General features: G+C 67.8%; 17 protein-coding genes, 1 tRNA gene and 3 pseudogenes. 12 read left to right on the top strand and 9 right to left on the bottom strand.

The annotated features are described in order from the left end of the window. Positions 1-58: 58 nt before the first annotated feature. Together AB0G16_RS25345 and AB0G16_RS25350 are read left to right on the top strand one after the other, a co-directional pair. Positions 59-994 (top strand): 2-oxoglutarate and iron-dependent oxygenase domain-containing protein, encoded by a 936-nt coding sequence (locus AB0G16_RS25345; protein WP_362809676.1) that lies wholly within the window; start codon positions 59-61, stop codon positions 992-994. Between the two features lie 273 nt (positions 995-1,267). Further along, entirely contained in the window at positions 1,268-1,783 is a 516-nt protein-coding gene (locus AB0G16_RS25350; RefSeq protein WP_362809864.1) for a GNAT family N-acetyltransferase, read from the top strand. Between the two features lie 122 nt (positions 1,784-1,905). Here AB0G16_RS25350 and AB0G16_RS25355 read toward each other — a convergent pair. Both AB0G16_RS25355 and AB0G16_RS25360 read right to left on the bottom strand, forming a co-directional pair. Next, positions 1,906-2,163: pseudogene (locus AB0G16_RS25355) on the bottom strand (suppressor of fused domain protein); the annotation flags it as partial. A 113-nt stretch (positions 2,164-2,276) separates the two neighbouring features. Then, positions 2,277-2,603: a hypothetical protein gene (locus AB0G16_RS25360; RefSeq protein ID WP_362809679.1), complete on the bottom strand. Its 327-nt coding sequence runs from the start codon at positions 2,601-2,603 to the stop codon at positions 2,277-2,279. Positions 2,604-3,567: 964 nt separating this feature from the next. Between AB0G16_RS25360 and AB0G16_RS25365 the strand changes: the two genes are divergently transcribed. Together AB0G16_RS25365 and AB0G16_RS25370 are read left to right on the top strand one after the other, a co-directional pair. Then, on the top strand, positions 3,568-4,266 hold the full coding sequence (locus AB0G16_RS25365; protein WP_362809682.1) for a hypothetical protein: 699 nt from the start codon (positions 3,568-3,570) through the stop codon (positions 4,264-4,266). A 937-nt stretch (positions 4,267-5,203) separates the two neighbouring features. After that, positions 5,204-5,494: a hypothetical protein gene (locus tag AB0G16_RS25370; protein ID WP_362809685.1), complete on the top strand. Its 291-nt coding sequence runs from the start codon at positions 5,204-5,206 to the stop codon at positions 5,492-5,494. Between the two features lie 333 nt (positions 5,495-5,827). On the opposite strand, the gene AB0G16_RS25375 is transcribed toward AB0G16_RS25370, so the two are convergent. Then, complete coding sequence (locus AB0G16_RS25375; protein ID WP_362809879.1) at positions 5,828-6,160, bottom strand: hypothetical protein; 333 nt, start codon at positions 6,158-6,160, stop codon at positions 5,828-5,830. Here AB0G16_RS25375 and AB0G16_RS25380 point away from each other — a divergent pair. Beyond that, complete coding sequence (locus AB0G16_RS25380) at positions 6,104-6,403, top strand: dihydrofolate reductase family protein (protein ID WP_362809867.1); 300 nt, start codon at positions 6,104-6,106, stop codon at positions 6,401-6,403. The two genes, AB0G16_RS25375 and AB0G16_RS25380, sit on opposite strands and share 57 nt — an antisense overlap. Positions 6,404-6,636: 233 nt before the next feature. On the opposite strand, the gene AB0G16_RS25385 is transcribed toward AB0G16_RS25380, so the two are convergent. Together AB0G16_RS25385 and AB0G16_RS25390 are read right to left on the bottom strand one after the other, a co-directional pair. Beyond that, the gene (locus AB0G16_RS25385; RefSeq protein ID WP_362809688.1) at positions 6,637-7,719 is read right to left on the bottom strand and encodes a beta family protein; all 1,083 of its coding nucleotides are present in this window, start codon (positions 7,717-7,719) and stop codon (positions 6,637-6,639) included. A gap of 1,045 nt (positions 7,720-8,764) precedes the next feature. Further along, entirely contained in the window at positions 8,765-9,436 is a 672-nt protein-coding gene (locus AB0G16_RS25390; RefSeq protein ID WP_362809691.1) for a DUF6461 domain-containing protein, read from the bottom strand. A gap of 256 nt (positions 9,437-9,692) precedes the next feature. On the opposite strand from AB0G16_RS25390, the pseudogene AB0G16_RS25395 reads away from it, so the two are divergent. Together AB0G16_RS25395 and AB0G16_RS25400 are read left to right on the top strand one after the other, a co-directional pair. Next, positions 9,693-10,415: pseudogene (locus AB0G16_RS25395) on the top strand (site-specific integrase). A gap of 162 nt (positions 10,416-10,577) precedes the next feature. Continuing rightward, a pseudogene (locus AB0G16_RS25400) lies at positions 10,578-10,763 on the top strand (IS630 family transposase); the annotation flags it as partial. 58 nt (positions 10,764-10,821) lie between these two features. Here the strand turns inward: AB0G16_RS25400 and AB0G16_RS25405 are convergent. From AB0G16_RS25405 to AB0G16_RS25415, 3 genes are all read right to left on the bottom strand, one after another. Beyond that, positions 10,822-11,391 (bottom strand): hypothetical protein, encoded by a 570-nt coding sequence (locus tag AB0G16_RS25405; protein WP_362809694.1) that lies wholly within the window; start codon positions 11,389-11,391, stop codon positions 10,822-10,824. A 38-nt stretch (positions 11,392-11,429) separates the two neighbouring features. Next, positions 11,430-12,005 carry a hypothetical protein gene (locus AB0G16_RS25410; RefSeq protein WP_362809697.1) on the bottom strand — a complete coding sequence of 192 codons (576 nt, stop codon included), beginning with the start codon at positions 12,003-12,005 and terminating at the stop codon, positions 11,430-11,432. 454 nt (positions 12,006-12,459) lie between these two features. Further along, a tRNA-Arg gene (locus AB0G16_RS25415) sits at positions 12,460-12,532 on the bottom strand. Positions 12,533-12,846: 314 nt separating this feature from the next. Here AB0G16_RS25415 and AB0G16_RS25420 point away from each other — a divergent pair. Beyond that, positions 12,847-13,977, top strand: a complete 1,131-nt coding sequence (locus tag AB0G16_RS25420; protein WP_362809700.1) for a histidine kinase — start codon at positions 12,847-12,849, stop codon at positions 13,975-13,977. Next, positions 13,974-14,609, top strand: coding sequence for a response regulator transcription factor (locus AB0G16_RS25425; protein WP_362809703.1), 636 nt, complete (start codon positions 13,974-13,976; stop codon positions 14,607-14,609). Before AB0G16_RS25420 ends, AB0G16_RS25425 begins: the two co-directional genes overlap by 4 nt. Before the next feature lie 147 nt (positions 14,610-14,756). Here the strand turns inward: AB0G16_RS25425 and AB0G16_RS25430 are convergent, their stop codons facing one another. Continuing rightward, a complete protein-coding gene (locus AB0G16_RS25430; RefSeq protein ID WP_362809706.1) occupies positions 14,757-15,221 on the bottom strand; it encodes a MaoC family dehydratase in 465 nt (154 codons plus the stop codon). 193 nt (positions 15,222-15,414) lie between these two features. Between AB0G16_RS25430 and AB0G16_RS25435 the strand changes: the two genes are divergently transcribed. The 3 genes from AB0G16_RS25435 (at position 15,415) to AB0G16_RS25445 (ending at position 19,215) form a co-directional block, all read left to right on the top strand. Beyond that, the gene (locus AB0G16_RS25435) at positions 15,415-16,689 is read left to right on the top strand and encodes an esterase-like activity of phytase family protein (RefSeq protein WP_362809709.1); all 1,275 of its coding nucleotides are present in this window, start codon (positions 15,415-15,417) and stop codon (positions 16,687-16,689) included. Positions 16,690-17,011: 322 nt separating this feature from the next. Further along, positions 17,012-17,395 (top strand): hypothetical protein, encoded by a 384-nt coding sequence (locus AB0G16_RS25440; RefSeq protein ID WP_362809712.1) that lies wholly within the window; start codon positions 17,012-17,014, stop codon positions 17,393-17,395. 1,460 nt (positions 17,396-18,855) lie between these two features. Then, positions 18,856-19,215 (top strand): hypothetical protein, encoded by a 360-nt coding sequence (locus tag AB0G16_RS25445; protein ID WP_362809715.1) that lies wholly within the window; start codon positions 18,856-18,858, stop codon positions 19,213-19,215. The last annotated feature ends 114 nt before the right edge of the window (positions 19,216-19,329 follow it).

Below are 19,329 nucleotides of genomic sequence, written 5' to 3' on the forward strand. Positions count from 1 at the left end.
AAGTACACGCCCGCTCCCGGTCCAAATACCCACCCGAAGAAGACGGCACAATGCCGGTATGACGAGAGAACTACCGGTCATCGACCTGTCGGCCCCCGACGTCCCCGCCCGGATCGAGGCCGCGTGCGTCGACAGCGGCTTCTTCTACGTCAGCGGCCACGGCGTCCCCGAAAGCCTGATCGGCGAGCTGGACGCGGCCGCGCGCCGCTTCTTCGCGCTGCCCGAGGAGCGCAAACTCCGGATCGCGATGGCGCGCGGTGGCCGGGCCTGGCGCGGCTTCTTCCCCGTCGGCGGCGAACTCACCTCGGGCCGCCCCGACCTGAAGGAGGGCGTCTACTTCGGCGCCGAGGCCGAGCCCGACGGCACCCCGCTCAGGGGCCGCAACCTGTTCCCCGACGCCGACGTCCCCGAGTTGCGCGGGGCGGTCCTGACGTACCTCGACGTCATGACCGCGACGGCGCAGCGGGTGATGAGCGGCGTCGCGCTGAGCCTCGGCCTGCCCGAGGACTACTTCGCCGACGGGTACACCAAGGACCCGACGATCCTGTTCCGGATCTTCCACTACCCGCCCGGCACGGGCGCCGCCGAGGAGTGGGGCGTCGGCGAGCACACCGACTACGGACTGCTGACCCTGCTGCTCCAGGACGACAACGCCGGCCTCCAGGTCCGCACCCGAGACGGCTGGATCGACGCCCCGCCGATCCCCGGCACGTTCGTGTGCAACATCGGCGACATGCTCGACAGGCTGACGGCCGGCCACTACCGCTCCACGCCGCACCGCGTCCGCAACGCCTCCGGCCGCGACCGCCTGTCGTTCCCGTTCTTCTTCGACCCCGGCTGGCACGACGAGGTCCCGCCCCTCCCGCCGGTCCCCGGCCGCGAGGACCGCCCGCGCTGGGACGGCCAGGACCTCAGAGCCTTCTCCGGCACGTACGGCGACTACCTGACGGCCAAGGTCGCCAAGGTCTTCCCCGAGCTGGCCGCTGAGATCTGAGGGGAGATCCGGCCCGGAGTCCGGTCGAGCGCGCGGACTCCATCGCGTCGGCCCGAAGCGGACAGGAGAATCCCGTCCGACCATGCCGATCCGTCCATCACGCCGCGGAACGGCTCCCGGAGAACCCTCCGGATCGCCCGTCTACCTCCCCCGCCGTGTCCCTCCCTTCTTCGGGGAGGTACATCATTGTTTTACGCCCGTCACCCGGTCACGACCGGGGTCCGCGAGCACGCGGAATGACGACACCATCGGAGAAGACCACTGACGCACCACATCAGATTCGCCACGCGGCAGGACGCCCCGGCCCTGGCCGGTGTCCAGAGGGCGTCATGGCAGGCGGCCTTCCGCGGACTTCTGTCGGACGAGTATCTGGACGGCCTCGACCATGAGGCACTGACGAAGACATGGGAAGGCCTGCTGACCGGCTTCGGAGGGCCACTGGCCGGCACCCTGATCGCCGAGCGGGCGGACCGCGCTGTCGGATACTCGCGCTTCTACCCTACGGACGACGAGGACGACGACTCCACGCAGGTGGGCATGATCGGCTCGCTCTACACGCCCCCCGACGTCTGGGGCACCGGTGTGGGCAAGGCACTGGCCACCGCCGTCCTCGACGCCATGACAGCGGCCGGATACGCCGAGGCGACCCTCTGGGTCCTGGAAGGCAACACCCGAGCCCGCACCTTCTATGAGCGAAACGGCTGGCACCACGACGGCGCGGTCGTTGTCGACCGCAGCGACGTCCCGCCCGTCACCAAGGTGCGCTACCGCAAGAACCTCAACCGCTGACCGACAGGCGGACGGCGTCGGCGGCGATCTCCGGCACTCTGCCGGGCGGGCCCGCCGCCCCGTTCAAAGGTCCCAAGCCTGGGAACGGCCGCCCCGGCCGGTGGCTTCTGGCGAAACCACCGTCAGACGACCGACGGCCGGCGAGGCTCGGTGTGGTCGACCTGCTTCTCCTCGCAGAGCGGTTCGAGGGCTTCGAGACCGGCGTCCATGACAAGGTGGCGTTCCGCCGGGGTGATCGGCAGGAGCCGGAGGATGCGGGCGTGGCCGCCGTCCCTCGTGCGGGCCTCGAAGCCGGGGCCGAGGGGAAAGGGCAGGCTGACCGAGTGCCGGCCACCTGCCGAGCCGGTGAACCATGGCCGGCCGATCGGGACGACATGGCCGTGATCAAGGCGCCGATGAGGCGGACCGGCGGTGTCAGGCGTTCATGGTCACCGCCTCCAGGTGGTGGCCCGTGGCCTTCTTGGCCTCTTTGGCCTCTTTGGCCTCTTTGGTCTCAGACCATCGGCTGCTTCGGATGCAGCTGAAAAATCATCGAGTTCGCGAGATCCGGGATGCAGGCGTTCGGGATCTTCAACCCGGATGGGGGATGAGCCTCCCAATCGACGTATCCGCCGCCGAGTTCGATCGACTCTCCTTCCAGGAGAACGGGACCGTCTCCGGGCAGATCCACACCGTGTTTTCCCGCTTCGATCACCGGGCGGGTGCCGCTCGGCCAGACCGGGATCACACTGGTCCCTGGCTCCGGGTCGCCGGCGTCGGTGATCGTCAGGCAGCGGTTCGCCGCATCGTAGAAGAGCCGGCCGGTGAGAGCCGCTGCCATTCCGCGCGCTGTTTCGTGAGTGCTGTCATTAGACTCTTGAGCATTCCGGGTGGCGGGAGAGGCGCGTGGGGCATTGCGAACGGTGTGATTTGATCGTCGGTGAGGGCTGTGCGTGTGGCTTGCCCGGAGCCGATGCGTCACGCGGTACGCAGAACGCGGCCGGTCCGATTCGCTGGGTGAGGTTCGCGCCGGACACCATCCTGATCTCCTCCAGGAGGATGGCTCACCTGCCGGGCGCGTGTGATCACATGAGCGAGTCCGATGTGGTCGCTCCAGCCTGGGGGTGGGTCCGTGGGCCAGAACCCGGCGTCTGGGATCGCATCGGCGACGGCAGCCCTGTTCAGGCCACCGAGGGAAACCTCCGTCTGGCCGCCGTCCGCAGGTGCAGGGATTGCTTGAACAGCCTCGGATAAGTCGTTGTCGGCCATGCGCTTGGGCCGACGGCGATCCGATGCTCTCCGCGAAGCGCTTACGAACCCTGCTGAGGAAGACCTCACGACGGGGATGGCCGGGCCTGGTGCAGGGGGAGCAGCCAGTCAGCCGCTCCGTTGTGCCGCACGAGGGGGACCTCGCGGGAAGCGGGGATGACATCGACCCGGCGAAAGGGAGCTGACCATCTGGATGTCCGACAACGCCCAGGTGTGCCGGCTGGTACGCCCGTAGCCGTGGAACGCCGGGTCTGCGCTGATCACTCGACTGGAGCTTCCGCTCGCCCTGGACCAGAGCAGGAGCCATGCCTTCCACCACCTGAGCGACCTTCGAGCCTCCGCACGCGCACTTCCCGTGGCCACATGATCTGCACAGCAGGGATCCGGCTTCGTGGTGCTACCTTCCAACATCAGGAAAAAAGACCCGGTTCGCATGGTGTCGCGTCAAGACGGCCACGACATCGTGCCCAGGAGGCCTTTTGCCCGCCATGCGAGTACGCCCCCATGTCGCGCGAGTCCTGGAAGGCACTCGCGCCATGCTGTTCGTTTTCGACAGCGTCATCTGTGACCTGTTCGCCGGTACGGACACTCCGGCGATCGTCGACGACATCCGCGCGCGACTCCCGGCCCCACACCCGGCGACGCTGGTGGAGGCCGTCGCCTTCCTCACGACCACCAGCCCGTTGTGGATGGTGGCCTACGCCTACCAGGTCAGTCCCGCCCACGGTGATGAGGCGGAGAACATCCTGCGCGCGGCCGAGACGGCCGCGGTCACGACGGCCGTTCCCACGCCCGGGGTACGCGAGGCCCTGCTGGCGTGTCAGGCCGGCGGCAGAAGAGCCGCGGTGGTGGGCAGCCGTTACTCCGCCACCATCGAGTCCTACCTGGACCGGCACGAGCTGCGGCACCTGGTGGGACCGGCCATCGGGTACCGGCACCACCGTCCCTCGAGCAGGCCGACGGGAATCGCCCTCCTACGCCGGGCAAGGAAGGCGTTGGCCGTGAGACCCGCCGAATGCACCGTGGTCGGCGCCTCCGTCCAGATGATGACGGTGGCCGCGGACCTCGGCACCCAGGCGATCGGCGTCGCGGGCCTGCGTGACAGCCGCAAGCACATGGCCGACATCAACGGCTCGGTCGTCGTCTCGTCCCTGCACCAGCTGTCCGACGCCCTCGCCGCTGCCCCCATCAGTGGCGGCGCTCCTCTTTCCATGAGGAGCGACTCAGCCGGATGAGATCACCCGTGCGAGCCCACGTTGCTGTACGACGCCGCTGTACGGGCACGAAATGGCCCTCCGGAAGTGATCTCGGAGAAGCTTTGACCTGCTGTGCGGCCGGAGGCCTCGAAACCCCGACCTCCTGATCCGCAGCCGGTTCGAGATCATCCGCCAGCGTCCACGAGTGTCAGGAAGTCCCGCTCGGAACCACTCGCTTTTGATCATCTTCCACAGGTGTCCGCTCGTGTCCATGGACGATGTCAGCGCTTCCGTTAGCAAGATCACGCATAGCGAAGGCTCCGTCGGCCCCGGCCGCTACTCTCCCGCACATGGCGGTTCCCGAGGTCATCCCCATCGGTTACGAACCCGATCACCACACCGGCGACATCGGTCACTGGGACGGCGGCCAGTTCCTCGGCCCCGTCGTCGCCGCCTTTCCCGAGGGCTGTACGCACACCGACGAAAGGAGACAGAACCCAGCCGTTCCGTCCGGCCGAAGTCCCCCGTCGAGCGAGACGCGAGGGTGATCGCATCGCTCCCCTGAGCACCGGAAGCGTGATGGCGCCGAGCTCTTCCAGAGTCGCGGAGAGGTCCCGAGGATGAAGCGGCTCGTATTCCCCCGGCGTCCTTGTCGCGGGTGTGAATCGGTACGCCGCCGATCGTCAGAGCGATCCTGTCGGTGCATGCTGACAACGATGGACGCCGGCAGGACGTGGTCTCGTGCCGAAGCTGTCCGAATCGCCTACCGGCAGCGGTGGGCGTCCGTCGACGACCGGATCTCGTGGGCGCCCCGTTGCCTACCCGACTCGATCCGGGCGGTCTCGCCGCCAGGTCGTGCCGTGATCGGACGGCCGATCGAAGTGAGTTCGGTGCGTCTGCCGCGTCTGCCGCGTCGGTCTCGGCGCCCGCCGGTAGGGCGGCCAGCCACTGCGTGGCCGACAGGTACGGTAAGGGAATGGGCTGTTACGGCAGCCTGTCCCGGGCGATCAAAGTGGCCAACGCGGCCGGTTACGCCGTGGCCGTGCTCTACGACTGGATCAACTACAACTCCCGGGGCGACACCGTGACCATCTCCGTTCCCCGCGACTGCAGCGGGAGCACGTCCGGCAAGGCGGACTACGAGTTCAAGAGGCTGGACCACATGGGCTGGGGCGACCGGGTCAGCTCGGTGAACACCAAGCTGGGCAACGGCACGCACTGCGACGTGTTCTTCCACCATAGATCTCGTCAAGGACTGCGCCGGTAAGCGGTGGATCGACAAGTACGGGCATCTCGGCCACTACGGCTGCTACAAGCGCGCCAGCTCGTTCAGGCTGAGCTGAGTACCCCGAACCGGCCGGCCGGGTCCCCGCGCATCCGCCTCTCCCTGCTTTCCGGGCGGCGGGAAGTCCCCGTCGAGGCCCGGAAGGTCACCACCGCCGTGCGCCTGCCAGGGCGAGCCGACGCGATATTTCCAAGCGATGGCCTCAGGGGATGCGGTGGTCTGCCCACCGTCGTCCACGGACCGGACCGGCCGGCATCAGTGGCTCGATCCGGTCCCCCTCACATCAGTGATCTCCAGCCGAACAGACGCGTTCGATCACGAGGACCGCTCCGACGGCTTCGACCGCGGCGGGTGGCTCGTCCCGCACGCCTCGGCGCACACCGACGAGGTCGTCGAGGGCTGGTTCCGCGAGGCCGACGCGTTCCTCTTCGGCCGCACGAGCTTCGGCCTGCTCGGCGGGTACTGGTCGAAGGCCACCGACCCTGACGACCTGATCGCCGTAAAACTCAACACGCTGCCGAAGTGCGCGGTCAGCTCGACGCTGACCCACGAGGAAGCCGCCTGGAACCCGACGGCGGTCCTACGCGGGACCTGGTCGACGAGGTACGCCGCCTCGAGGAGCTTCCCGGTAGGGAGCTCCAGGTTCACGGAAGCTGGAAGCCCGTGCAGACGCTGCACCAGGCGGGACCCGTCGACGTCTACCGGCTGCTCCAGTACCCGGTCGTCATCGGGACGGGGAAGCGCCTGTTCCCGGGGGGATCGATGCCCGCGACGTTCACGACCGTCGAGGAGAGCTCGCGCGTACTGCCCGGCGGCGTCGTCTCGCTGACCCCCAACCCCGCGCACCTCGGCGCGGTCTCCGCGGGCGCGTACACCGTGGACCTCGCGTGATCTCCGCGGGCGCGTACACCGTGGACGAGGGGCGCTCGGCGACGGTTCTCGGCTGATACCGCTGCCCACCGGCTTCGGGAGGGTGATCTCCGGCCACGCCGACGCCTGCAGGCCCGGCCGGAGGTCGAATCACCCTCCAGGCACCCGAGAACGGCCCTCCGCGCGACATTGAGTGCCCTGCTGACGATCAGCGTCACCAGAAGTGAACGGAGATGTGCCCTCGCGTTCCGGCATCACGTCCGCGTGCCACCGTGGCCGTCGGACATTCCAGCCGGCGACGCGGCACGCTGCGGCACATACTCAGACTCCAGCAAGGCCACGATGACCGCCAGGTGGTGCGACACCGAGTATGCCTTCCACTCAGCGCCGGACCCCGGACCGATGTCCTCGCGTGCGGCCGAGGCGATCCGATCGTCCCCCCAGGAGAAAGCGGAGCCCTCTAGCGGCCAGTCGGGGGATTTCAGCAGATCCCGACAGAGACGGTGAAACAATCGGTGTCTGCCGCCTGTGTCCTTCGGCTGTCGATAGAAGCGCCATTCTCTGTCCACGGTATAGCGGAGGTTGGGATCGGGGCGCAGTCCTTCCGACGGCGGGCCGGGGTGATCGACTCCATAGTCGCCATAGTGGACTTCAGGCCAGCGCCGGGAGACGCGAGTCCACAGCGCCGCCTCCAGTCTAGGAATCGACATGACTCTCCGGCGAGGAGTGTTGGCGAAGAAGTCGGGCCCCGGGAACGATCCCGCCACGATCGTCACCGAACACCAAGGATGTTCCTGCAGATGCCGTAAAGGTCCAGACAGGCGGTCGGCCGTGTCGTGAACGTCTCGGATGAAGCCGCAGTCAAGTACGACGTCGGCCTGCTCGGCTGCCAATCCCAGGGCATCGAGCTGCTCAAGGAGAATGCGCGAATCACTGAGGGTGTACACATAGGGCTCGTTCACGCGAAGACATACGCCCAGGTGATGGGTTCCCACCATGTGTCGTACTCCTTCGAGAGTACGCGGATCGTCTTCGGGACGGACGACAGGCCGGCAGGAGAAATCGAAAGTTCTGAGTTCTGCGTCGAGAAGATGTAGCGCCTCCATCGAGGCCGACTCTCCGAAACGCACTCTCAAAGGCGCCGCATCAAACGCGACCACCAGATCGCGCAGGCCGTATCTCTTCACCTGCCCCACGGTTCTCTCCACAGTGGTTTTGATATCTTTGTCATCACCTCGTGGTACGACCTCGACAATCGGACGGATGTTGCGCTTGACCAGATCGCTCGCCTTTTCCAGTGCCTGCAGGTCAGGCGAGCGGCCCTTCAGGATCGGCACGTATAACGCCATGATTCGGTTCTCCGGAGGAGGTTGGCGAGCCCGTCTCCAGCGCAGCGGTCCTATATCACAGGCGGCCACCTTGCTCGGTCATTCCTGACGATGAAGCCGGTCAGCGGAACCGTCAATATCCATGACGACACACTTCACGATCACGCAATTCCAGAGGTGCCAGTGAGGCTGGAGTGGTGGCAGAATAACTACGAAGTGCACAAAAACAGGAAAATCGTTCTGACATAAAACATCGGCCTGAGGCCATGTTCCTTCCAATGCCGGCCCGGGCCGCCACCCACGGCGAGCAGTCGATGAAGAGGGACATCACGAGCGCGTCGGCATCAAGGGGAATCTGTCCGGCATGGCCGATCGACGCGCTGAACACCGGTCACCGGCTCGCCCGTCATCATGGGCTCAGCAGATGTCCGTTGACCTCTTGCGCCTTGGCCTACAACATCCGTGGCTACAAGACCGAGGTCTACAAGGCGTCAAGGTCACCGCCTATCACGTGCGCTGGCAGGCGGACGGCAGGCCCTGGAAGAAGGCGTTCCGGAACCGCGCGCAGAGTGAGACCTGCCGGAGTGGTCCCGGGCGAACAGCGCGACGACCGCGGCCTGGAGCACCGCACCGAGGGGGAGAGCCGCCCGGTTCCGTGCGCCCCCGAGCTTGTGACCATCATGGGCGAGCACCTCAAGATCCTTCGGCACCGGTCCGGACGGACGGATCTTCTACGGCGCTCACGGTGGTGTGCCGGCAACCAGCACCATCCACGCGTCTGGGACAAGGCCCGCCGCACGGTCCTCAGCCCGGAGGAGTACGCCTCCCCGCCGGCAAACGGGTCATGACCTCCGGTGCGCCTGCCAGCCCACCTGGCTCAACGCGGGTGTCTCGCCGAAGCAGGCAGCCGAGTGGGCGGGCAACAGCGTGAAAGTGCTCTCGCGCGCCTGCGCCAAGTGCCTTGTCGGTCAAGACGCGATCTCCAGGCACCGGATCAGGGAAGTTCCGGGGGAGTGCTTCTCGCGTACGCAACCCAGGTGCGGCCGTTCAGGGGTCAGTGGGTCGCGTCGGGCATGCGGACCGTCACGTAGGGATGTGGCTGCTCCAGCCACTCGCCGGTCAGCCACACCCCGGTGGTGTGGTCGATGACCGCGAGGAAGGCGGCTTTCCAGTCGTAGTAGGCACGACCATCGAGGTCGTTCTCGTCCTCGTCGGGGTCCTCGGGCGGGGGTTCGGCGAAGAAATCCGTCATCGCTTGCAGCCCGGGCCAGCGGGCCAGGTGGGCGTGGTGTTCCCGCTGTCCGGGGAACATCCCGTCGATCGCCAGGAGGTGCTCGCCTCCGGCTGCAAAGCTCAGCTGGTTGTTGGCGTTGACGTCCCACCAGGCGCTGTAGACGTGAGCCCCCTCACTGAGCCGCCGAAGCACGACAGGCTCCGTCCCGAGGGAGTCCCACTCGAAGAGAACGGTGGTCGGGCCGCATCGATCGACGAACACAGGATAGGCGTCGCGTTCGGGCGGTCCGACGGCTTCGAACGACGCCGGTTCGTGCAGCCGGTAGGGGGTGTTTCCGGCCAGCCGGGCAGCGGCCTGGTCCAGGGTGAGCGCTCGTCCGTCTTCGGGGACCACCACCGTCCAGCACATGCTCACACCGAGCCACTGCCTGCTGTTCATCAGTCGCCGGTAGTACTCGCGCAGGTCGGCGGGCGGCGGCTGTTCGGTGTTCAAGCGGGGCCTCTTCACTCGGCGGGAACGGATCGTCGAGATCATCCCAGAGGCATGGCGGAACCGGCCATGCCAGGTGGGCGGACGCGCTCAAGGAGATGGGCGTCAAGGGCCTGCACTTCCACGACCTGCGACACACCGGCAACACGCTGGCCGCGCGATCGAGGGCGCGCCTGGCCGGCCTCAAGGCTCGGATGGGATACGACAGTGACCTGGCCGCGTCGATCTACCGGCACGCCACGCCGTCGCGGCTCTGCCGATGCCTCCCCGGCTCAACACCGACGAGGGCCGTACGCTCACGATCGACCAGTCGCACAGGCTTCTCGACGAGGTCGCGGAGCATCGAATGGGGGCGCTCGTCCTCCTGGCGCTCGTCTTCGGCCTTCGCCGCGGTGAGGCTCTCGGGCTGATGTGGAGCGGCTTCGACCCGGAGGCCAGAACCCTGCGTGTGGCGCACGCGGTGAAACGGATCAAGAACCGTACCCCCGGCGCGGAACGCAAGACCAAGCTCGTGATCACCGAACTCAAGACCAGGAAGTCACGCCGTACGCTCTGCCTGACGCCCGAGTTGGTCGACGCGCTCAAGCGGCATCGGGCCGTGCACAACGCGGAACGTCTCCAGCCCGGGGAGGAGTGGACCGAAACGGGTTGATCTTCCCCTCGATGCTCGGCAATCCGTCCGACCCCGACACCTTCTCCCACCTGTTCTCGAAGCTGGCGCGGAAGGCCGGCCTCGGTTCACTGGCACCCGCACGAGCTGCGGCACTCCGGGGCCTCGCTCATGCTCGCCCAGGGCACGCCGCCGCACGTCGTCTCCGACGTCCTCGGGCACGCCGGCATCGCGATCACCAAGGATGTCTACGGGCATCTGACGGAGGGGGACAAGCGGGCGGCGTCGGCGGCGATCTCCGGGGCTCTGCTGGGCAGGTCAGCGCCTTTGGCTCCCAGGTTGGCTTCCACAGACACCGAAGAGACCGGCTGAGCGACACAACGAAAAAGGCCCCTGACGGCGTAATACCTGTTCAGGGGCCTTCTTGCATGTGTGCGGCCGGAGGTACTCGAAACCCCAGCCTTCTGATCCATAGGGAAGGGCAGATGCCTCGTCCAGGGCATCCAGCCCTGCTCAGATGGTGGTTGCGGGCCGATGGAGGGCGATCCTGTAAGGCGGTGTTGTGATGACGCCGAAGGGCAGAAGCTGCAGCAGATCGTCCGCCGGGGCAGCACCGGTTCGGTCCGGTACCGGCGGGCGATGATCGTGTTGGCTTCGGCCGGGGGGAACACCGTCGCGGTGATCGCGCGCCTGGTGGCCGCCGATGAGGACACCGTCCGCGCGCAGGCTCTGCCCCTGGCCGCGCAGGAGCAGAGCCATGTCGCAGCGTGGCCTCGGGTCAGTCCGTGAAGACCAGCTTGGAGTACTGGTATTGGGTCTTGCCGTTCTCGTCGCCGTTATGGACCCGGCCCGTCATGACCTGGTTGGAGGGTGCCATCGAGGTGTGGCTGCTCTCCTTGTACTGGTCGCTCCAGATCGGGCCGGTCACCTTCACCTGGCGGTTCTGCCAGTACAGTGCGGCGGTGCGGTACCTCGTGGGGCCGTTCTCGTCCTTCTCGTGCCATCTGCCGACCAGCACCTGGTCGGCCGGGGCGACGATATAGCCCTCGCTCTCCTTGCGGGGCTGGGTCCAGTCACCGGAGTACACGAAGACCTGCTGCCCGTTGATGTAGATCGTTCCGCAGTAGTACGTGGTCGGGGCGTTCTCATTGCCGACGTGCCTGCGGCCGGTGAGCACCTGGTTCACCGGGCAGATGAACTGGGAGTTCTTCTCGGACGGCATCGTCTGGGTGTAATCGGCCCGGACCTCGATCGTGTAATCGGCGGCCGCTGCGGGAGAACCCATGGTCACGGCCGCCAGCGCGGCGACGGCCAGCGCGGCGGACACGGTCGTGCGGTGATTCGTCATCGTCTTTCCTTCTTTCTCGTACCAGTACGTCTGCGGGTTCAGCCCGCGAAGGTCACCGTCGAGTACTGGTACTGGGTCTTGCCGTTCTCGTCCCCGAGGTGCAGGCGGCCGGTCATGACCTGGTTGTGTCCGGCGGTCCAGGAGTGGTTGTTCTCCTTGTGGATGCCGCTCCAGGTCTTGTTGATCAACTGCACCTGCCGGCCCTGCCAGAACAGCGTCGCGGGGCGGTACCGCGTCATGCCGTTCTCGTCACCGGTGTGCATCCGCCCGGCGATCGCGACGCTCCCCAGGGTGGGTTCGTAGAAGGAGTCCTTCTCCTTCATCTGCGTACTCCAGTCGAGCAGCGACACCCTGACCTGCTCACCGTTGATGAAGATGAAGCTGCAGGAATACGTGGTGTCGGCGTTCTCATCGCCGTAGTGGCTGCGACCGGTGAGCACCTGGTTCGTCGGGCAGGTGAAATTCGACCGCCACTCCTTCACCGTCTCGACGTGAGCGCGCTGAACGCTGATCGTCACCGCCGAGGCCGACGCCGCCGAGACGGGCGCCATCGCCACGATCGCCAGCGCGGCTACCGCCGTCGCGACGGGCATGGCCTTACGAAACATTCCCATGCTTGCTGGATCCCCCTGTGTTGCCGCGAATGGATCTCATCCGCCCCACAGGTCTAAAAGATCACGCTTGGAAACGACTAGGACTTGACTTGGGCGGGTGAGGGGCAGCCCCTCTTACCTGAGCGCTCCTGTTCAACCCACTCCCGCAGAGCGGCAATGCATCGGTCTTCGTGCTCGGACCGGTTCTCCCACCGCGCCTCCTCGCGCCAGCCGGACGTGTAGGACACATCCAACCGACGCCGGCGGCTACACGCGAGACCGGTGAAGGTTTCCGGTCACAGCACCAGGTTCTGGCCCTCGACGATCGTCGTTCTCGCTCCGAGCGCGACGCCCCGACCTTGACGCGCGCTGTTCGCAGGAGATCGCCTGTGTGAGCTCGCGTTGCTGTACGGAGCTGCTGTACAGGCACGAAAAAGGCCCTCCGGGATCATCCCGGAGGGCCTTTGACCTGCTGTGCGGCCGGAGGTACTCGAAACCCCAACCTTCTGATCCGTAGTCAGATGCTCTATCCATTGAGCTACGGCCGCTCGCTGCGTAAGCAAGCATAGCGGGTTTTGGGCGATGCCTCGAACCGGTTACCGATCCGCCCGTGTTCGGGACGCCGGAGCCGGATTCGCCGGTGCCGCCGGAGAAGGAGGAAGTGGCTGCCGAACAGGGTGATCTTCAGGCCGCGGTGCCGGAAGAACGAGACCCCCTGCCGGAAGGCCCCTCCCGTCTTGGAAGGTGGACCGTCCCGGGCGTGGGGGCGTCGGCGCCGGTGAGCCGGGCTACATCCTTGTGTGTACGACCTACCCGTCCCGCGCCCGATCCGCCCGGTCGGCCGGGGTGATGAGATGGGGGCATGAGACGAGACGACGCGCTGTGGGCCGTGGCGTGTTTCGTCGCGGCCGTCGTCCTTCTCGCCGCGGGAGCCTACGAGCACCGGTGGGCCCCGGCGTACCTGTTCCTCGGGCCGCTGGTGATCACGTGCGCGGGGGTCGCGGTACGGCGGACCAGGCCGTTGCTCTCGCTCGGGCTGGGGGTCGTGGCCTTCGTCGGGGACTTCGCCATGGGCCCGTCCCTGGGCACAGTGCTGATCATCACGGACAACCTGTACGCCGGTGTCAGGTACGGCCCCCGGTCGCTGGGCCGGCGGATGCTCATCATCACCTCGGTGATCGCGGTCCTGGCGGGCGTGCTGGGAGGGGCCCTCCTGAGGCAGTGGGCGGCCGCCGCCATCTTCCTGGTGCAGGCGGGCCTGGTCGGGGTGACCCCCGTCTTCACCGCGATGCTCGTGAGGCAGCTGGAGGAGCAGGCGGTGGCCGAGCGCGCGAGGGCCGAGCAGGTGGCGCGGCTGGCGGAGCTGGACCGGGCGGCGGCGGTGCAGGCCGAGCGGACACGGATGGCGCGGGAACTGCACGACATGATCGCAAATCACTTCAGTGCGATCGCCATCCAGTCCACCGCCGTCCTCTCCCGCCGGGATCTCGAGGCGCGAAGGGTACGCGAGGTGCTGGAGTCGATCAGGGAGAACAGCGTCGAGGGTATGGCGGAGATGCGTTCCATGATCGGACTGCTCCGCCAGGACGGCGAGGAGCCGGAGGCGACGCGGAGGCGGGTCGCCGAGGTCGGGGAACTGGTCGAACGGGCCCGGGAGGCCGGGCTCGACGTGCGCCTCCGGGTGGACGGCGCCCCCGGGGACCTGCCCGCCGCGGTGGACCTGGCCGGGTACCGGATCGTCCAGGAGTCGCTCACCAACGCGCTCAAGCACGGCGGCAAGGTCGCGGAGGTGGTGATCGGCTACCGGCCCGGCCTGATCACCCTGGTCGTGGACAACCCGCTCGGTGACGCGACGCGGGGGCTTCCCGGCGCGGGTACGGGGATCGTCGGCATGCGGGAGCGTACGGTCCTGGTGGGCGGCGTCTTCGAGGCCGGACCGTACGACGACGGCTGGCGCGTCCGCGCCGAGTTGCCCACCCGGGAGAGCGCATGACCATCCGAGTTCTCGTCGCCGACGACCACGCCGCGGTCCGTGCCGGAATCGTCCTCATTCTCGACGGCCACCGGGACATCGAGGTCGTCGGCCAGGCGTCCGACGGGGAGCAGGCCGTCGCGATGGCCCGCGACCTCCGTCCCGACGTGGTGCTGATGGACGTCCGGATGCCCCGGCTCGACGGGATCTCCGCGACGCGTGAGCTGAGCGGGATCACCGACGTGCTGATCCTCACCACGTTCGACATCGACGAGTACGTCTTCGGCGCGCTCCGTGCCGGGGCCGCCGGGTTCCTGCTGAAGAACACCGACGCCGACGCGCTGGTCCAGGCGGTGCGGCTGGTGGCCGCGGGCGAGGGGCTCATCGCGCCGGCGGTCACCCGGCGGCTGATCTCCGCCTTCGGCGCGTCGGTTCCGCAGCGCACGTCGTACGAGATCGGCGTCCTCACGCCGCGCGAGCGTGAGGTGCTGGCCTGCATCGGGCGGGGCATGTCGAACATGGAGATCTCGGTGGAGCTGGACATGGCCGAGGCGACGACGAAGACCCACGTCAGCCGGTTGCTCAACAAGCTGGGGCTGCGAAGCCGCGTCCAGGCCGCGATCCTCGCCCAGGAACTCTCCACGGAGAGGTGAGCCCGCGCGACGGTGGGGGCGCGGGACGGCGCGCCGGGGCGTTCCCGGCCGGTCCCCGGCGATCGGGAGGTCTCGGCCGGGATGCGGGGGAAGGGCTCCGCGATCGGGAGGTCTCGGCCCGGACGCAGGGGAAGAGCGCCTCCAGGGTCAGGAGGTCTCGGCCGGGATGTAGAGGGAGAGGGTCTCCGCGACGCAGGCGGGCTTGTCACGGCCCTCGATCTCCACGGTCATCCGCATGTTCGACAGATAGCCCGACGGGGTGCCCTTGAGGTCGATGAGTTCGGCACCGGCGCGGATCCGGGAGCCGACCGGGATCGGCGAGGGGAAACGGACCTTGTTCAGCCCGTAGTTGATCCCCATCGCCAGGCCGTTCACCCGGAACAGCTGCGACATGAAGAAGGGCAGCAGCGACAGGCTCAGGTACCCGTGGGCGATGGTGGCCCCGAAGGGGCCCTGCGCGGCCTTCTCGACGTCCACGTGGATCCACTGGTGGTCGTGGGTCGCGTCGGCGAACAGGTTGACCTGCTCCTGGGTGACCTCGTGCCAGTCGGTGTGGCCGAGGTGTTCCCCGACGGCGGCCTTGATCTCGGTGATGTTGGCGAAAATCCTCATGCGCGGAACTTTATTCCGTTGCGGGCGCGGCGAGAAGATCCCGGGGCCTGCGTCCCGGCCGGCGGACGCGTCCTGCGGCTCGCGTCACTTCCGGACAGCTCTCTTCCTTTTTCCGTACAGTCCGTATCTGGTTTTCGCCGCACGGCCCGCGACGTAACATCGGCCGTTCACGCCGATTGCCTAGCGTGCCGCCATGAGACGACGCATGACGATCACCATCGGCACGGCCGCGCTGGCGCTGGCGATGGCCGCGCCGGCGGCCGCCGCGCCCGGCTGGACCGCTCTCACCCCTCCCACCGCCGAACCGGCCCCCACCCGGCAGGCCGACGCGGAGCGGAACGACGCGGGACGGAACGGTTTCGGTGGGCACGGGTTCGGCCGCGCCACGCTGACCGGATTCGCCTCCCTGCCCGCGCTGACCTTCGTGCCCGGCAGTGAGCCTTCCGGGGCACAGCTCGGCACCGCCCCGGTCAACGGGGTGACCCCGCCGTTCACCGGACAGCCGGTGCAGGGGTTCAGCGGCATCGTACGGCGGTCCGGCGGCACGTTCGACGTGCTGTCGGACAACGGGTACGGCTCCCAGTCCAACAGTGCCGACTTCCTGCTCCGGGTGCATCGGATCAAGCCGGACTTCCGGCGTGGCGCGGTGAAGGTGCTGGGCGGCTTCGACCTGAGCGACCCCGACGGGCACGTCACCTGGCCGCTGACCCGCGCGGACCGGAAACTGACCGGTGCCGACTTCGACGTGGAGTCGATCGTGCGGACCTCCGACGGGACCTACTGGATCGGGGACGAGTTCGGCCCGTTCCTGCTGCACTTCTCCCGCTCCGGCACGCTGCTGGAGGCACCGGTCCCGCTGCCCGGCGTGAAGGCGCCGGAGAATCCGTCCCTCGACGGCGAGCAGCCCAACCTCGGCCGGAGCAAGGGCTTCGAGGGCATGGCACGCTCGGTCGACGGCAGGACGCTGTACCCGCTGCTGGAGGGCACGGTGACCGGCGACGCCCCCGGCACGCTGCGGATGAACGAGTTCAGCCTGCGCGGCAAGGCCTACACCGGCAAGACGTGGACCTACCGGCTGGAGAGCCCCGACAACGCGATCGGGGACATGATCGCGGTCGACCGTAGCCGGTTCCTGGTCATCGAGCGCGACAACCTGCAGGGGGACCAGGCGCGCGTCAAGCGCATCTACCTGGTGGACACCCGGTACGCGGATCTGCGCAAGACCCTCGTCGCCGACCTGCTCGACCTGGCCGACCCGCGCCGGCTGGGCGGCTTCGGCGAGACCTTCCGCTTCCCGTTCCAGACCATCGAGGACGTGGTGATCCTCGACGACCGCACGCTGGGCGTGCTCGACGACAACAACTTCCCGTTCTCGTCCGGCCGCGCTCCCGGCAAGCCCGACGACAACGAGTTCATCACCGTACGCCTGTCCCGGCCGCTCCTGTCGGACCTTCGCGCCCGTCGATGACGGCTCGCGAGACCGGACGCCGCACCACGGGAGCCGTACCGCGGGAGGCCGGAAGGACGGGACCGCCTTTCACACGCACCGAACAAGAGGGACATAGCACTAAATAAGAAGATAAACCACAATCACTATTAACGGTGTCATTTATTTGCTTGTCCCCAACGGTTTCAATGCCCTATCCGACTGTCCGGGGGGTATCTCCTAGCTGCTACCACTTATGGGGCAGCGAGGCATATCAGGCGTTTTCGGAACCAGAAACGGATGGGGAAATAACGTGCTTCCTCGAAAGAGCAGAGGGATATCGGAGCCGGCCTCCGGCAGGCGGGTGGGCGTTCTCGCCGTCGCGGCGTTCGCCGGAATCCTCATGACGTCGGCCCAGCCGGTCAATGCCGCCACGGCGCAGGAGTGGCCGTCCGGTTCGACCTCACGGCCGAGCGCGGAGGGGGCTCCCTTCGGCCTTTCCGACCCCTACCCCGACCCTTCCCGGCGGCAGTACCGCGACCGTCCCGCGAGGTCCTACGACAGGTGGCGCGGACGGTCGCAGGGCCAGCAGGAACGCCCCCTCGACCGCTACCGTGGCCGCAGGGCCGGGAACGGCCCGGCCGGGAACGTACGGCAGGGGCGTGACCGCCTCACGCGATCCGAGAGGCTGCTGAGGGATCTCCAGAACGACCCGTCGTTCCCGGAGATCATCATTCGTGAGCAATAGGAACCGCGGGTGACCACGGCATCCGGGTCCGGTCCCGGTCCGTGGTCCCGGTCCCGGCTTCGGGTTCCCGAGTCCGGCCCCGGGGCCTGGACCGGCACCGGAGGCGGCGCCCGGCCTGGACGGTGTGAGCCGGCGACGGCCGTCCGGGTGCCGGTACGCACCGGCGCCGTCCGCCGAATTGCCGGTACGGCGTCATGGGAGAAGGTTCTCGTACCGGCACCGGACCGGACATTCCAGAGCGGTGCCCGGCTCCTCTCCGAGGGGGCGCACCTTCAGGCCGGGAAGCACAGAAACCTCTATTTGCCATACGACTGAATAATCACATCAAGTCACACTAAAACACGGACGAGGGTAGCTTTTCCTTCGGCGCACCGTTAATTTGCTCTTCCTGAACTATGCAGGCGCGTTGTCCGAATAAGACCCGGGTATCTCCTGTTCGCTGTCACTTCCGTGACCGCGTGACGGATCCGGATTTTTCGGAATTAGCAATGACATGGGGAAATCAATTGCTTCCTCGTAATAGCAGGTGGGTGCCATCCCTCCTCTCCAGCAAGCGCGTCGGCACCGTGGCCGTCGCGACGATGGCAGGCGTTCTCGCGATGTCGTCGAACCAGATGCCGGCGAACGCCGCGATCGAACCGGCAGGGGTTCTCACGTCCGCGCCGCACAGCGACAACGGGAAGACCGGCCTTCTTCATCGATCTATACACCAGGACGAAAAACCCATCCTCCATCGAAACCGACACTGCGGGTGTCGCAGGGCGCACCGCCGCTGCGGATGCTCCGGCCGGCATCACGGCTGGAGGGGGGAGCGTGGTCCGCGCGGGCTGCCCGGACCTCCCGGACCTCCCGGTCCGCCTGGACCGCCCGGGCCCGCCGGTCTCACCGGGCTTACCGGGCTTACCGGCCCGGTAGGAGTGGGAGGCGCGACGAACGCGGGAACCGTGAGGGGCCCTGCCGCGACGGGGACCACGAACACCGCCACCTCCTCCACCTCGTCCACCCTCGGACCCGCGGGACCGACGGGAATCGCAGGTCCGGCCGGACCCGCGGGACCGGCGGGGCCTGTGGGACCGGCAGGCCCCGCGGGGCCTGTGGGACCCGCGGGAGCGACAGGGCCCGCGGGCCCAGCAGGGGAAGTAGGACCGGCAGGAGCCGTGGGACCGGCCGGGCGCGCAGGAGCGACCGGACCGGCGGGGCCCGCGGGAGTGGCGGGCCCGGCGGGAGCGGTAGGACCGGCGGGACCGGCGGGAGCGGTTGGACCGGCGGGAGCGGTAGGACCGGCGGGACCGGCAGGGGCGGTTGGACCTGTGGGACCCGCCGGGCGCGTGACCGTGCTGAACACGACGAGAACCGTGAGCACTCCGGGCCTGAGGGGGCCGGCGGGACCGAGGGGACCCGTGGGTCCCAGAGGACCGGCAGGAACGTCGAGGCCGGCGCAGGCGACCGGGTGTACGAGCATGTCCGGCGTTCCCGTGATCTCCGGGTACTACCTGGCCTCGCCAGGTCCGGTCTGTTCGGTCGGCGCCGTCGGCTCCATGGGTTCCATCGACGTCATCGACTCGCTCGGCTCGATCGGCTCGCTCGACCTGACCGGTCCGTCCGGACCGATCGGCATGATCGGTCTTGCCGTACCCACCGGTCACGCCGGATCGTCCTGCTCCATCGGCGTCGCCGACCACGCCGGAGTGCTGTGCTCCGTCGGTCCTGGCGATCTCGCCGGGGTCCTCGGCCTCTCCGGGACCGTCTGCCTTCCGGAAACCGTCATGACGGCCACTCTCGCCGATACGGCGAAGTCGCCGATCATGTGCGTTCGGTAGAGCCGGCCAGGTCCCCTGGGACCGGGCCGGTCGCCCACCGGTCCGTGGCGGGGACGATCCGCCGGAGTACGTACGGCGTGGATCCGTCCACCACCGGCGGATCACGCCGGACGG

This window comes from Streptosporangium sp. NPDC023615, assembly GCF_040640155.1.
GTDB lineage: Bacteria > Actinomycetota > Actinomycetes > Streptosporangiales > Streptosporangiaceae > Streptosporangium.

Excerpts from the sequence above, each read along its gene's own strand:
- AB0G16_RS25365 (WP_362809682.1), top strand. The coding sequence starts at position 3,568 with ATGCTGTTCGTTTTCGACAGCGTCATCTGTGACCTGTTCGCCGGTACG.
- AB0G16_RS25420 (WP_362809700.1), top strand. The coding sequence starts at position 12,847 with ATGAGACGAGACGACGCGCTGTGGGCCGTGGCGTGTTTCGTCGCGGCC.
- AB0G16_RS25445 (WP_362809715.1), top strand. The coding sequence starts at position 18,856 with ATGTCCGGCGTTCCCGTGATCTCCGGGTACTACCTGGCCTCGCCAGGT.
- AB0G16_RS25430 (WP_362809706.1), bottom strand. The coding sequence starts at position 15,221 with ATGAGGATTTTCGCCAACATCACCGAGATCAAGGCCGCCGTCGGGGAA.
- AB0G16_RS25405 (WP_362809694.1), bottom strand. The coding sequence starts at position 11,391 with ATGACGAATCACCGCACGACCGTGTCCGCCGCGCTGGCCGTCGCCGCG.
- AB0G16_RS25370 (WP_362809685.1), top strand. The coding sequence starts at position 5,204 with ATGGGCTGTTACGGCAGCCTGTCCCGGGCGATCAAAGTGGCCAACGCG.
- AB0G16_RS25410 (WP_362809697.1), bottom strand. The coding sequence starts at position 12,005 with ATGGGAATGTTTCGTAAGGCCATGCCCGTCGCGACGGCGGTAGCCGCG.
- AB0G16_RS25435 (WP_362809709.1), top strand. The coding sequence starts at position 15,415 with ATGAGACGACGCATGACGATCACCATCGGCACGGCCGCGCTGGCGCTG.
- AB0G16_RS25360 (WP_362809679.1), bottom strand. The coding sequence starts at position 2,603 with ATGGCAGCGGCTCTCACCGGCCGGCTCTTCTACGATGCGGCGAACCGC.
- AB0G16_RS25425 (WP_362809703.1), top strand. The coding sequence starts at position 13,974 with ATGACCATCCGAGTTCTCGTCGCCGACGACCACGCCGCGGTCCGTGCC.
- AB0G16_RS25345 (WP_362809676.1), top strand. The coding sequence starts at position 59 with ATGACGAGAGAACTACCGGTCATCGACCTGTCGGCCCCCGACGTCCCC.